The organism is Collimonas fungivorans Ter331 (genome assembly GCF_000221045.1).
Classification (GTDB): domain Bacteria; phylum Pseudomonadota; class Gammaproteobacteria; order Burkholderiales; family Burkholderiaceae_D; genus Collimonas; species Collimonas fungivorans_A.
Genome location: NC_015856.1, coordinates 837005 through 850644 on the forward strand (window position 1 = coordinate 837005; position 13640 = coordinate 850644).

A 13640-nucleotide genomic window follows, 5' to 3' on the forward strand; every position below is an offset into this window, starting at 1 on the left:
AAATTGAACGTCACAGACAATACGATAGCCTTCACTAATAGTGTGCAAGTCAACCATGCTTATGTCTACCAAAGCTAACCGTTACGCCAACCAGCTTCTGGATGCGCGGGCGCGTGCCAAATTGATGCCGCTGCTGTCGGCCGCCGACGCGCTCTCGCCGATGGATGGATACGATATCGGCAAGCGCATCCTGGACGCCAGCATCGGCCAGGGCGATACCCCGGTCGGCCGCAAGGTCGGCTTCAGCAACCGCACCATCTGGCCGAAATACGGCATCACCGAAACCATCAATGCGCCGATCTGGGCGCACGTATTCGACAGTACAGTGCGCTACGCCGAAGATAACCGCGGCATCCAGAGCCTGGAAGGGGCGCTGCAACCGCGCATCGAACCGGAAGTAGTGTTCAGCCTGGGGCGGACGCCGGCGCCGGACGCCGACCTGGAAGAAATCGCCGACTGCATCGAATGGATGGCGCACGCCTTTGAAATCGTGGTGTGTCCTTTCCCGGACTGGAAGTTCGAAGTGGTTGATGCGATCGCCGCGTTCGGCTTGCACGGCACGCTGATCATCGGCGAGCCGCACATGCTGTCGACGACGACCCGTCGCAATCTCGCCAGCATGCTGGCCAACGCCAGCGTTTCGCTGTCTTGCTGCACTGAAGATTCGGTGACCCTGTGCGGCGCCGGTTTCGGCAGCGACGTGCTGGACAGCCCGGTGCACGCCTTGTGGCATTTGCACCAGGTGCTGAATGCGCAATCGCAGTTCACGCCTTTGCAGGCCGGAGAAATCATCACTACCGGCACCTGGACTGATGCCTATCCGGTGCAGGCAGGACAGACCTGGGTCACGGCATTTTCAGGCATCGCGCTGCCGGGCCTGACGGTATCCTTCGTGTAATCCGGCTGCTGCAGGGTATAGCGCCAGGCGAATAAAAATGCCGTTCAGCGAATCGCTTGAACGGCATTTTTTTTAGGAACAGCTGGCGAAGCAATTACTCTTCGCGCAGCCAGGTCTGGGTGCGGCCAAGCATCGGTACGCCGATATAACCGCGTACATTCAGTTTCTTGCCATCATCGGCGAGCGACATCTTGCTTTTGTAGACCTTGCCGTTGTCCGGATCAAGAATGGTGCCGCCGTTGTACTCGTTGCCATCCTTTTTCATGCCATTGATGATGGTCATGCCGAGGATAGGCTGGTCTTTCAGCTCGCCCTGGCATTTCACGCATTTCGGATTCTGGTCCTGGCTGGGATCGCGCAGCAGCTTTTCGATCTTGCCCCGCAGTTCGCCGTTGGCTTCGCTGATACGGATCAGCGCCTTGGGCTTGCCGGTATGGTCATCGATATTTTTCCACAGGCCGACTGCCGAGCTGGTGTCCTGGGCGAAGGCGCCGAAAGCCAGCAAAGCGGTGCTGGCGACGGCTGTCATCAAAAGTTTCTTCATGTTTTTGTCTCCTGTCTCTATCGCACCAGCTGCATTGCTGCAGGCCGGTGCAATCATTATTAAGAAATCAAGATACTTTTAATTTTGCAAACTGTTCGCGAAGTTTCTCAAGGGTACTCGAAAAATTGACCAGGCGTTCTCGCATTTGCGCAACCACCTGTTCCGGTGCTCTTGCTACAAAACTCTCATTGCCTAGCTGGGTCTCGGCTTTCGCCATCTCACCTTCAATACGAGTGATTTCCTTGCCCAAACGTTCCCGTTCAGCAGCAACATCAATTTCTACCTTGAGCAACAGCTTAGCATCGCCCACTATGGAGACCGGCGCAGGCGATTCGGGTAGAGTCTCTACTACTTGCACCTCTGACAATTTTGCCAATGCCTGCAGGTATGGAGCAAACGATAGCAAGGCCGCTTGCTGGTCCGCCGCGCCGGCGATGATCAGCGGCACTCGTACTGCCGGCGACAACTGCATTTCGCCGCGCAGGTTGCGGCAGGCGTCGGTCAGCGACTTCAGCTGAGTCATCCAGGCTTCCGCGCTTTCATCGATCTTTTCCAGGTCAGCTACAGGATAAGGCTGGCGCATGATGGAGTCGCCGGCCGGATCGAGCGTCTTGCCGGTCAGCGGCGCCACGCTTTGCCATAAGGCTTCGGTGACGAACGGGATGACCGGATGCGCCAGGCGCAGCACGACTTCCAGTACGCGCAGCAAAGTGCGACGGGTGGCGCGCTGCTGCGCTTCGCTGCCGTGCTGGATCTGCACCTTGGCGACTTCCAGGTACCAGTCGCAATACTCATCCCAGACGAATTTGTAGATGGCCGAAGCGATATTGTCGAAACGGTAATCGGCAAAACCCTTGGCCACTTCGGCTTCGGTGCGCTGCAGGAGCGAAACGATCCAGCGGTCGGCTTGCGAGAATTGCAGTTTTTCCTTGTCGCAGACGCCAGGCGTATGGCCGTCGAAACCGCAATCCTTGCCTTCGGTATTCATCAGCACGAAACGGGTGGCGTTCCACAGCTTGTTGCAGAAATTGCGGTAGCCGTCGCAGCGGCCGAGGTCGAAATTGATGTTGCGACCCAGCGTCGCCAGCGAAGCGAAAGTGAAGCGCAGCGCATCGGTGCCGAAGGCCGGGATGCCGTCGGCGAATTCCTTGCGTGTCGCCTTGGCGATGCGTTCCGCATCCTTCGGATTCATCAGGCCGACGGTACGTTTTGCCACCAGTTCTTCGAGCGTGATGCCATCGATCAGGTCAATCGGGTCGAGCGTATTGCCCTTCGACTTGGACATCTTCTGGCCATTGCCGTCGCGCACCAGGCCGTGCACGTAGACGGTCTTGAACGGCACCTTGCCGGTGAAGTGAGTGGTCATGATGACCATCCGCGCCACCCAGAAGAAAATGATGTCGAAGCCGGTGACCAGCACCGAGGATGGCAGGAACATCTTGTAGTCCGGCGTTTCTTCCGGCCAGCCCAGGGTCGAGAACGGCACCAGCGCCGACGAGAACCAGGTATCGAGCACATCGTCGTCGCGCCTGAGTTCGCCGCTATAGCCGGCGGCCGCGGCTTGCACCCGGGCGGCAGCTTCGTCGCGGGCGACAAAGATCTGGCCGTCGTCTGCGTACCATGCAGGGATCTGGTGGCCCCACCACAGCTGGCGTGAGATGCACCAGTCCTGGATATTGTTGAGCCACTGGTTGTAGGTGTTGTTCCAGTTTTCCGGAATCATCTGGATTTCGCCGTTGGCGACTTTTTCCAGTGCCACTTCGGTAATCGATTTGCCCGGGAAGTGCGTGCCTTCCGGCGCTGGCTTGCTCATCGCCACGAACCATTGGTCGGTCAGCATCGGTTCGATCACCACGCCGGTGCGGTCGCCGCGCGGCACCATCAGTTTGTGCGGCTTCACGGATTCCAGCAGGCCTTGGGCATCGAGGTCGGCCACTATCTGCTTGCGCGCCGCGAAACGATCCATGCCCTGGTATTGGGCCGGGCCGTTTTCATTGATCTTGGCGTCCAGCGTCAGGATCGTGATCTGCGCCAGTTGATGCCGTTGTCCCACTGCATAGTCGTTGAAGTCGTGCGCCGGCGTGATCTTCACGCAGCCAGTGCCGAATTCCTTGTCGACATAGCTGTCGGCGATGACCGGGATTTCACGGTCGGTCAGCGGCAGCTTGAGCATCTTGCCGACCAGGTGGATATAACGTTCGTCAGTCGGATCGACTGCCACTGCGACGTCGCCCAGCAGGGTTTCCGGCCGGGTTGTCGCCACCGTCAGATGGCCGCTGCCGTCGGCGAACGGATAACGGATATGCCACATCGAACCGTCTTCTTCTTCGGACACAACTTCCAGGTCGGACACTGCGGTACCGAGCACCGGATCCCAGTTCACCAGGCGCTTGCCGCGATAGATCAGGCCTTGTTCGAACAGGCGCACGAACACTTCGACCACGGTGCCGGACAGCTTGTCGTCCATCGTGAAATATTCGCGGCTCCAGTCGGTGGAGGCGCCCATGCGGCGCATCTGGCCGGTAATCGTAGAGCCGGATTTTTCTTTCCACTCCCAGACTTTTTCGACGAACTTCTCGCGGCCGAGGTCGTGGCGCGAAATCTTTTGCGCGTCGAGTTGCCGTTCGACCACGATTTGCGTGGCGATGCCCGCGTGGTCGGTGCCTGGAATCCATGCCGTGTTGAAACCGCGCATCCGGTGGTAGCGGGTCAGGCCATCCATGATGGTCTGGTTGAACGCGTGACCCATGTGCAGCGTGCCGGTGACATTGGGCGGCGGCAACTGAATGCTGAAGGACGGCTTGTCGGCGTCGGTGGTGGCGGTGTAGTACCCGCGCTTTTCCCACTCGCTGCGCCAGAATTGTTCAATCTCGGCAGGGTCGAAAGACTTGGCTAATTCCATGATTTATTGGGGTTCTTTGCTAAAGCGATCTAAAACGATGATTATAAAGTACGCAGCCGGCTCGGTCCTAGCATTGGGGACCGGGAGACATGGTTTTTTGACGTAAAGACAATCGTGCAGGCGGATTTGCCACGGATCGCCGGCTTCTATACTTGATCTGGGATAAGGAAACCCGGATTTTCGATATACCGCAAGCCGATTGCGGGTGTAAAATCCTTTCCGCTGCCTCGGGACTTAGATTCATTCAAACACCGGGGCAATGCAACGCTAGGGGTCCTGATTGCTGAAATGCCAATGCAATCGGGTGAGAAATACCCTCGAACCTGATCTGGGTAATGCCAGCGAAGGGAAGCTGTCGAGATGCAACCGGCCGATTCATAGGAGTATTCCGTGATCCCGCGCCACCAGACTCGAAAACTCCTTTGCTGGCTCCAAGCCATGAATTACAAGCAAAGGAGCCAATATGAACGCCAATCCAAAATTCTTGTCCGCCACAGCAACGGTGGATGAAGCCGCAATCCATCCCCTGCCGAATTCCCGCAAGATCTATGTCACCGGCTCGCGTCCCGACATCCGCGTACCGATGCGCCAGATCAGCCAGTCCGACACGCCGGCCTCGTTCGGCGCCGAAAAGAATCCGCCGATCTATGTCTATGACACCTCGGGACCGTACAGCGATCCCGATGTAAAGATCGATATCCGCTCCGGCCTGGCGACGCCGCGCTTGCCGTGGATCCTGGAACGCGACGATACCGAAGAGCTGCCGGGCCCGAGTTCGGAATACGGCATCGAGCGTCTGAACGATCCCAAGCTGGCCGAACTGCGCTTCAACCTGCACCGCAAGCCGCGCCGCGCCAAGGCCGGCAAGAACGTCTCCCAGATGCATTACGCCCGCCAAGGCATCGTCACGCCGGAAATGGAGTTCGTGGCGATCCGCGAAAACATGCGCCGCAAGGAATACCTGGAAGAGCTGAAAGCCTCCGGCCCGATGGGCAGCAAGCTGGCCGACCTGATGGGTCGCCAGCATCCGGGCCAGTCGTTCGGCGCTTCGCTGCCGGCCGCAGGCGATTTTGTGACGCCGGAATTCGTGCGCGACGAAATCGCCCGCGGCCGCGCCATCATTCCTGCCAACATCAACCATCCGGAAATCGAACCGATGATCATCGGCCGCAATTTCCTGGTCAAGATCAACGCCAACATCGGCAATTCCGCAGTGACCTCGTCGATCGGCGAGGAAGTCGAAAAGATGACCTGGGCCATCCGCTGGGGCGGCGATAACGTGATGGACCTGTCGACCGGCAAGCATATCCACGAAACGCGTGAATGGATCATCCGCAATTCGCCGGTGCCGATCGGCACCGTGCCGATCTACCAGGCGCTGGAAAAGGTCAACGGCAAGGCGGAAGACCTGACCTGGGAAATCTTCCGCGACACCTTGATCGAGCAAGCCGAGCAGGGCGTCGATTATTTCACCATCCACGCCGGCGTCCGCCTGCAATACGTGCCGATGACCGCCAAGCGCCTGACCGGCATCGTCAGCCGCGGCGGTTCGATCATGGCCAAGTGGTGCCTGGCGCATCACCGCGAATCCTTCCTGTATGACCACTTCGAAGACATCTGCGAAATCATGAAAGCCTACGACGTCAGCTTCAGCCTCGGCGACGGCTTGCGTCCGGGTTCGATCTACGACGCCAACGATGAAGCGCAGCTGGGCGAGCTGAAGACCCTGGGCGAGCTGACCCAGATCGCCTGGAAACACGATGTACAGGTGATGATCGAAGGCCCGGGCCACGTGCCGATGCACCTGATCAAGGAAAACATGGACCTGCAGCTGGAGCAGTGCCACGAAGCGCCGTTCTACACGCTTGGACCGCTGACCACCGACATCGCGCCAGGCTACGACCACATCACGTCCGGCATCGGCGCCGCCACCATCGGCTGGTACGGTACGGCCATGCTGTGCTACGTCACGCCGAAGGAACATCTGGGCTTGCCGAACAAGGTCGACGTCAAGGACGGCATCATCACCTACAAGATCGCGGCGCATGCGGCCGATCTGGCCAAGGGCCATCCGGGCGCGCAGATCCGCGACAACGCCTTGTCGAAAGCACGCTTCGAATTCCGCTGGGAAGACCAGTTCAACATCGGCCTCGATCCGGACAAGGCGCGCGAATTCCATGACGAAACCCTGCCCAAGGATTCCGCCAAGGTGGCGCATTTCTGCTCCATGTGCGGCCCGCATTTCTGCTCCATGAAGATCACCCAGGAAGTGCGCGAATACGCCGCCGCGCAGGGCATTTCCGACATCGCTGCGTTGAAGCAGGGGATGGAAGTGAAAGCCATCGAGTTCGTCAAGAACGGCGCGGAAATCTACAGCAAGCAGTGAGGCCGATGATGGAAATCGTACTCAACGGTGCGCCGCATCCGCTGGCCGACGGCGAGAACCTGCAACAGCTGATCACGGCGCTGGAACTGGCCGGGAAAGCGGTGGCGGTCGCCGTCAACCGGCAGGTGGTGCCGGCCAGCTTGTGGCCGAAGCGCATCTTGCAGCCGCAAGACAAGGTTGATGTGGTGCGCGCTATCGGCGGCGGCTGAAATCGTGGGGTGGGCGCCAGCGCCCGCCCTGCAAAATCTTTAAAGGATTTGTCATGGATCTGAATTCTCTCCCTGAAACGGGACAACAAGACACCGGCCTGACCATCGCCGGCAAGACCTACCGTTCGCGGCTGCTGGTCGGCAGCGGCAAGTACCGCGACCTGGAACAGACACGCGCCGCCACCGAAGCCAGCGGCGCCGAAATCATCACGGTGGCGATCCGGCGCGTCAACATCGGCCAGGATCCGAAAGCGCCCAACCTGCTGGATGTGGTGCCGCCGTCGCGTTACACCATCTTGCCCAACACGGCGGGCTGCTACACCGCGGCCGATGCGATTTACACGCTGCAGCTCGGGCGTGAATTGCTGAACGGCCACAAGCTGGCCAAGCTTGAAGTGCTGGGCGACGAACGTACGCTGTTTCCCAACATGCCGGAAACCTTGAAAGCGGCAGAAGCCCTGGTCAAGGACGGTTTCGACGTCATGGTGTATTGCAGCGACGATCCGATCCAGGCGCGCCTGCTGGAAGAGATCGGCTGCGTGGCGGTGATGCCGCTGGCGTCGCTGATCGGTTCCGGCATGGGCATCCTGAATCCGTGGAACCTGTCGCTGATCATTGAACAGGCCAAGGTGCCGGTGCTGGTCGATGCCGGCGTCGGCACGGCGTCCGATGCGGCGATCGCAATGGAACTGGGTTGCGACGGCGTGCTGATGAATACTGCGATTGCCGGCGCCCAGGACCCGATCCGCATGGCGCGGGCGATGCGGCTGGCGATTGAAGCCGGGCGCGAAGCGTTTCTCGCCGGCCGGATTCCAAAGCGCTTTGCAGCGTCGCCATCCTCACCGATGGCGGGACGACTCAAGTGAATGCAGCTGCTGCAACGCCGGCCTGCGTGCTGGTGTTTTCCGGTTCGGATCCGAGCGGCGGCGCCGGATTGCAGGCCGACATCACGGCGATTGCCGCACTCGGCGGACATCCCTTGTCGGTGGTGACGGTGTTGACGGTGCAGGACAACCAGCGCGTGTTCGGCGTCCATCCGGTGGCTGCCGATCTGGTGCGGCAGCAGGCGCAGGCGCTGGTCGATCGTATCGATATTTCAGCGGTCAAGCTCGGCATCGTCGGCAACCGCGCCAATGCCGAAGCGATTGCCGACGTTATCCGTGAGCTGCGTTCACGGCAGCCCGATTTGCCGGTGGTGTTCGATCCGGTGCTGGCGACCGGCGGCGGCGACAGCCTGGCAAGCGAAGACCCGGTTGCGGCGCTGGCCCCGCTATTCGAACTGGCCACGGTGATTACGCCGAACCGGATCGAGGCTGACCGTTTGTGCGGCGCCCAGATCGGTCCCGAACAGCAAGCCGCGCTGCTGCTTGAGCGCGGCTGCCGGCATGCGCTGCTGAAGGGCGGCCATGGTCCGGAACCGGATGAAGTGGTGAACCGCTGGATCAGCCGAGACCGGCAGCGTAACTGGCGCTGGCCGCGCCTGCCGGGCGAATTCCATGGCAGCGGCTGCACCCTGGCGGCGGCGCTGTCGGCGCTGCTGGCGCAAGGCATGGACATGGAGCCGGCGATAGACGCCGCGCAAACCTATTGCCAGCAGACTCTGGCGGCATCCTACGCCATCGCGGCCGGCCAGCGCATCCCCAGCCGCACCCTGCCATTCTTAAAATTACGAGGATAAAGCGATGAAGGGTTTATACATCGTCACACCCGATTGGGACGACACCGACAAACTGCTGCAGGTAACCGAGCAAGCGTTGCAGGGAGGCGCGGCCTTGCTGCAGTACCGGCACAAGACCGCGGATGCCGTGCAACGGCGGCAACAGGCTGAGGCGTTGCTGAAGCTATGCCGGCGTTATCAGCGGCCATTTATCGTCAACGATTATGTCGAGCTATGCATGGAGCTGGGAGCCGACGGCATCCATGTCGGCGGCACCGACGCCAGCGTGGCCGAAGTGCGGGCCATGGTGGGCGCGGACAAGATCGTCGGCGCGTCCTGTTACGGCGACCTGGAACTGGCGCACGCTGCATACCGCGACGGCGCCAGCTATGTGGCGTTCGGCGGATTCTATCCGTCGCGCGTCAAGAAATATCCGGTCACCACGCCGCCCGACATCGTCACCCGCGCCAAAGCGCAAATCGCGGCGCCGAACGTGGTGATCGGCGGCATGACGCAAGAGAACGCGGCGCCCCTGATTGCGGCCGGCGCCGATATGGTAGCTGCCATCAGCAGCGTTTACCTGGCGGACGATCCTGCCGCTGCGGCGCGCAGCTTTGTTACGTTATTCGAGAATCGTTAGACACCGATGATCGCGGCTGCGGATTGATTGTAGCCGCGATCATCGGTTGATTTGGAACCGCTCAGGTTTCCAGCAGGCTGCGCAGCATCCACGCATTTTTTTCATGCAGCTGCATGCGCTGCGTCAGCAAGTCCGCGGTCGGTTCATCCGAGGCGGCGTCAACTACCGGGAAAATCGAACGCGCGGTGCGGGTGACGGCTTCCTGCCCTTGCACCAGCTGCTGGATCATGGCGGTCGCGTTCGGCACGCCTTCCTCTTCCGTAATCGAGGTCAGTTTGGAGAATGCCTTGTAAGTGGCCGGCGCAGGGTAGCCGAGCGCGCGTATCCGTTCCGCGATCAGGTCCACCGCCAGCCACAGTTCGTTGTACTGGGTTTCAAACATCAGGTGCAATGTATTGAACATCGGCCCGGTCACGTTCCAGTGGAAATTGTGGGTTTTCAGGTACAGGGTATAGGTGTCGGCCAGCAGCTTGCTGAGGCCGTCGGCGATTTTCTTGCGGTCCTTGTCGCTGATGCCGATGTCGATGACGGCGACGCTTTTCTTTACCATTGCGCTACTCCTTCTAACAGTGATGTATGAAGACTTGCAGCTCGATTTTAAGTCAATTCGCCGCAGGCAAAGCAATGCACGTATTTTTCCCGGCCTAACCGGGGACGGCGGCGCTGGACGCCGGCTGCGTGCGGCGATACATGCTGACGGTCAGCGCTACCGCAGCCAGCGACGCCACGGCGGCGAACAGGAACACTTCCGGATAGCCGAACTGGCCCACGATCAATCCCGCCAGCGGGCCGGTGACGCCCAGCGCCAGGTCCAGGAATACCGAATAGGCGCCGAGGGCGCTGCCGCGATTGGTGGCCGGCACCAGGTTCACCGCTTCCACTCCCAGCGCAGGGAAGATCAGGGCAAAACCGAAACCGGTGAGCGAGGCGCCGACCAGCGCCAGCGCAGGCGAACTGGCCTGCCACAGCAGCAACAGGCCGAGCGCCTCTACCGAGAAACAGACGATCGCCACGCGGAAACCGCCGAAGCGCAAGATGGTGCTGGCGAACAGCAGGCGCGCGCCGACAAAGAAGGTGCCGAACAGGGTCAGGCAAAATGCCGCGTTGGGCCATTGGTGGCTGGCATAAAACAAGGTGATGAAAGTGGCGATGGAACCGAAACCGATCGAGCCCAGGGCCAGGCCCATGCCGTGTGGAAATACTTTGCGCAATACGTGCTGGAACGGCAAGTGTTCGCCGCGCACCACGGCTGTCGCCGTTTTCAGGCGCGCCAGCAGGAAACCGCCGAGCGACAGCACGGTCACCGTGGCGCCTACCGCCGCCAGACCCCAGGCATGGTGGATCACCACGCCCAGCGGCGCACCGATAGCCAGTGCGCCATAAGTGGCGATGCCGTTCCAGGAAATCATGCGCGCCGTGTGCTGGGCGCCGACCCGGCCTATGCCCCAGGTAATCGCGCCGGTGCCGACCATGCTTTCGCCGCAGCCAAGCACCAGCCGGCCGATCAGCAGGATCGCCAGGCTCAGCGCCGGCATGTGCGGAAAGAATCCCGCCGCCAGCAGGAACACGCCGCTCACGCTGCAGCCGGCCAGGCCGCGCAGGACGGCGGTCTTGGGGCCGACCGAATCGGCCATGCGGCCGGCGAACGGCCGGCTCAGCAAGGTCGCCAGGTACTGCATGCTGATCGCCAGGCCGGCCAGCACCGAGCTGTAGCCGAGGTCGGTATGGACGTAGCCGGGCAGCACCGCCAGCGGTATGCCGATTGCCAGGTAGCAAATGAATGTAAAAAATGCAGTAGAAACGATGTGGAACGTGATGGCGGTCCCGGACAGCGGCTGGCTGGCGCGGTCGAGACTAACTTCTTCGGACATGGCGGGCGACGACTTGGTTGATTGGGTGGATGACTGCGAAGGGGATTGATGCAATGCAGTATTTTACTCTCCTGGCCCCGATGCTGCTGGCGGCTGCCATTGGCGCGATGACGGCATGCTGCTGTCGGCCGCGACCGTTGCCTGAGGGTTGCAGGATCGTTGCATGAGCGTTGCATCGGCCAACCGCCCGCGCAGCTTATAATGGCGGGATGCAAAATCTTCTTCATAACCTCAATCCAGAACAGCTCGCGGCAGTCACCCTGCCGGCGCAATCCGCACTCATCCTGGCCGGCGCCGGCTCCGGCAAGACGCGCGTGCTGACCACCCGCATCGCCTGGCTGATCCAGACCGGCCAGGTATCGCCGTCGGGCGTGCTGGCGGTGACGTTCACCAACAAGGCGTCGAAGGAAATGATGACGCGCTTGTCGGCGATGTTGCCGATCAATACACGCGGCATGTGGATAGGGACTTTCCACGGCCTGTGCAATCGCCTGCTGCGCGCCCATTACCGCGACGCCGCCTTGCCGCAGACTTTCCAGATACTGGATTCGCAGGACCAGCTGTCGGCAATTAAGCGTTTGCTGAAATCGCTCAATGTCGACGATGAAAAATACCCGCCGCGCAACCTGATGTACTTCATCAACGGCGCCAAGGACCAGGGCTTGCGCGCCAACGAGGTCGAAGCCAACGACGATTACAACCGCAAGTTCGTCGAGCTGTACGACCTGTACGACCAGCAATGCCAGCGCGAAGGCGTGGTCGATTTCGCCGAGCTGCTGCTGCGCACCTATGAACTGCTGAGCCGCAACCAGCCGCTGCGCGAGCACTACCAGTCGCGCTTCAAGCACATCCTGGTGGACGAGTTCCAGGACACCAACGACCTGCAATACAAATGGCTCAAGCTGATGGCGGGCCAGCGCGGCGCGGTGTTTGCGGTGGGCGACGACGACCAGAGCATCTATGCCTTCCGCGGCGCCAATGTCGGCAACATGAGTGCGTTCGAGCATGAGTTCCGGGTCGAGAACCTGATCAAGCTGGAGCAGAATTACCGTTCCCACGGCCATATCCTGGACAGCGCCAATACCCTGATCGCCAACAACAGCAAGCGGCTCGGCAAGAACCTGCGGACCGACGCCGGCCACGGCGAGCCGGTGCGCATCTACGAAGCCACCAGCGACCTGCAGGAAGCGCAGTGGATCATCGAAGAAACCAAGAGCCTGATCAACGAAGGCGCCAGCCGCAGCGAAATCGCGGTGCTGTACCGCTCCAATGCGCAGTCGCGCGTGATCGAACATGCCCTGGTGGCGTCCGGCATCCCTTATCGGGTGTACGGCGGCCAGCGCTATTTCGAACGCGCCGAGGTCAAGCACGCGATTGCCTACCTGCAGCTGATGGACAATCCGCACAACGATTCGGCCTTTCTGCGCGTGGTGAATTTCCCGGCGCGCGGCATCGGCGCGCGCTCGCTGGAGCAGCTGCAGGACGCGGCCAAGCAATACGGCATCTCCTTGTATGCAGCGGTGCCGTATGTAGCCGGCAAGGCTGGCGCCACGCTCGGTTCCTTCCTCAAGCTGATCGAAGGCGGGCGCTTTGAAACCCAGCATCTGCCGTTGCCGGAAATGGTGCAGGTGGTGCTCGACCTGAGCGGCCTGTTGCAGCACTACCAGAATGAAAAAGAAGGCGCCGACCGCATCGAGAATCTGGAGCAGCTGGTGAATGCCGCGACCCTGTTTGTTTCGGAAGAAGGATTCGGCATCGATGCGCCGGCCTTGCTTGGGCCCAAGGCGCAAGCGGTGTCAGGAGCGGCCATCACGACCGCCGACGGCATCGAAGTGTTCGATGCCGATGCGCCGCTGTCCGCGGTGATGTCGCCATTGTCGGCCTTCCTTTCGCATGCGTCGCTGGAGGCTGGCAATAACCAGGCTCAGGCTGGCGAGGAAGCCTTGCAGCTGATGACGGTGCACTCGGCCAAAGGCCTGGAGTTCGACGCGGTGTTCATTACCGGCCTGGAAGAGGGATTGTTCCCGCACGAGAATTCGCAGAAAGAGGACGCCGGCGTGGAAGAAGAGCGGCGCCTGATGTATGTCGCCATCACGCGTGCGAAAAAACGGCTGTACATGAGTTTTTCGCAGACCCGGATGCTGCATGGCCAGACCCGCTACAACATGCGCTCGCGCTTCTTCGACGAATTGCCGGAAGATGCGCTGAAGTGGCTGTCGCCCAAGGTGCAGCAGCATAGCTGGTTCGCCAACGCCAAATCGGCCTGGGACGAGGCGCCTGAGAAAGCTGCCAACAATATCTCCAAGAACTTCGGCCGGCGCGATATCGGCTGGCGCATTGGCGAGAACGTGGCGCACCTGAAGTTCGGCGAAGGCGTGATCGTGAATATCGAAGGCAGCGGCGGCAATGCGCGCGCCCACATCAACTTCGGCAGGCATGGCATGAAACTGTTGGACCTGAGCGTGGCGAAGCTGGAGAAGATTGCGTAGGGTGGGCACCTGTGCCCACGCGTGGCCTCGAATTCATCGTCACG

General features: G+C 60.8%; 11 protein-coding genes and 1 riboswitch. Of the genes, 7 read left to right on the forward strand and 4 right to left on the reverse strand.

Features of this window, described 5'->3' with window-relative positions:
- Positions 1-55: 55 nt before the first annotated feature.
- Positions 56-898: a 2-keto-4-pentenoate hydratase gene (locus CFU_RS03690; protein ID WP_041741201.1), complete on the forward strand. Its 843-nt coding sequence runs from the start codon at positions 56-58 to the stop codon at positions 896-898.
- Positions 899-992: 94 nt separating this feature from the next.
- Here CFU_RS03690 and CFU_RS03695 read toward each other — a convergent pair whose 3' ends face one another.
- A complete protein-coding gene (locus CFU_RS03695; protein WP_425304697.1) occupies positions 993-1427 on the reverse strand; it encodes a DUF2147 domain-containing protein in 435 nt (144 codons plus the stop codon).
- 82 nt (positions 1428-1509) lie between these two features.
- A complete protein-coding gene (locus CFU_RS03700; RefSeq protein ID WP_014004703.1) occupies positions 1510-4344 on the reverse strand; it encodes a valine--tRNA ligase in 2835 nt (944 codons plus the stop codon).
- Between the two features lie 259 nt (positions 4345-4603).
- Positions 4604-4711: riboswitch (TPP riboswitch) on the forward strand.
- Between the two features lie 96 nt (positions 4712-4807).
- Between CFU_RS03700 and thiC the strand changes: the two genes are divergently transcribed.
- The 5 genes from thiC to thiE are packed head-to-tail and all read left to right on the forward strand — an operon-like array spanning position 4808 to position 9236.
- Positions 4808-6730, forward strand: a complete 1923-nt coding sequence (thiC, locus tag CFU_RS03705) for a phosphomethylpyrimidine synthase ThiC (RefSeq protein WP_014004704.1) — start codon at positions 4808-4810, stop codon at positions 6728-6730.
- Positions 6731-6738: 8 nt separating this feature from the next.
- The gene (gene thiS, locus CFU_RS03710; RefSeq protein WP_081466549.1) at positions 6739-6939 is read left to right on the forward strand and encodes a sulfur carrier protein ThiS; all 201 of its coding nucleotides are present in this window, start codon (positions 6739-6741) and stop codon (positions 6937-6939) included.
- 53 nt (positions 6940-6992) lie between these two features.
- The gene (locus CFU_RS03715; protein WP_014004705.1) at positions 6993-7805 is read left to right on the forward strand and encodes a thiazole synthase; all 813 of its coding nucleotides are present in this window, start codon (positions 6993-6995) and stop codon (positions 7803-7805) included.
- Positions 7802-8617, forward strand: a complete 816-nt coding sequence (thiD, locus tag CFU_RS03720) for a bifunctional hydroxymethylpyrimidine kinase/phosphomethylpyrimidine kinase (RefSeq protein ID WP_014004706.1) — start codon at positions 7802-7804, stop codon at positions 8615-8617. The genes CFU_RS03715 and thiD overlap by 4 nt, the downstream gene beginning before the upstream one ends.
- 4 nt (positions 8618-8621) lie before the next feature.
- A complete protein-coding gene (gene thiE / locus CFU_RS03725) occupies positions 8622-9236 on the forward strand; it encodes a thiamine phosphate synthase (protein ID WP_014004707.1) in 615 nt (204 codons plus the stop codon).
- A gap of 61 nt (positions 9237-9297) precedes the next feature.
- On the opposite strand, the gene CFU_RS03730 is transcribed toward thiE, so the two are convergent.
- Complete coding sequence (locus tag CFU_RS03730; protein ID WP_041741205.1) at positions 9298-9786, reverse strand: Dps family protein; 489 nt, start codon at positions 9784-9786, stop codon at positions 9298-9300.
- 94 nt (positions 9787-9880) lie between these two features.
- Positions 9881-11107 carry an MFS transporter gene (locus CFU_RS03735; RefSeq protein WP_041741207.1) on the reverse strand — a complete coding sequence of 409 codons (1227 nt, stop codon included), beginning with the start codon at positions 11105-11107 and terminating at the stop codon, positions 9881-9883.
- Between the two features lie 209 nt (positions 11108-11316).
- Between CFU_RS03735 and CFU_RS03740 the strand changes: the two genes are divergently transcribed.
- Positions 11317-13596: a UvrD-helicase domain-containing protein gene (locus CFU_RS03740; protein ID WP_014004711.1), complete on the forward strand. Its 2280-nt coding sequence runs from the start codon at positions 11317-11319 to the stop codon at positions 13594-13596.
- The last annotated feature ends 44 nt before the right edge of the window (positions 13597-13640 follow it).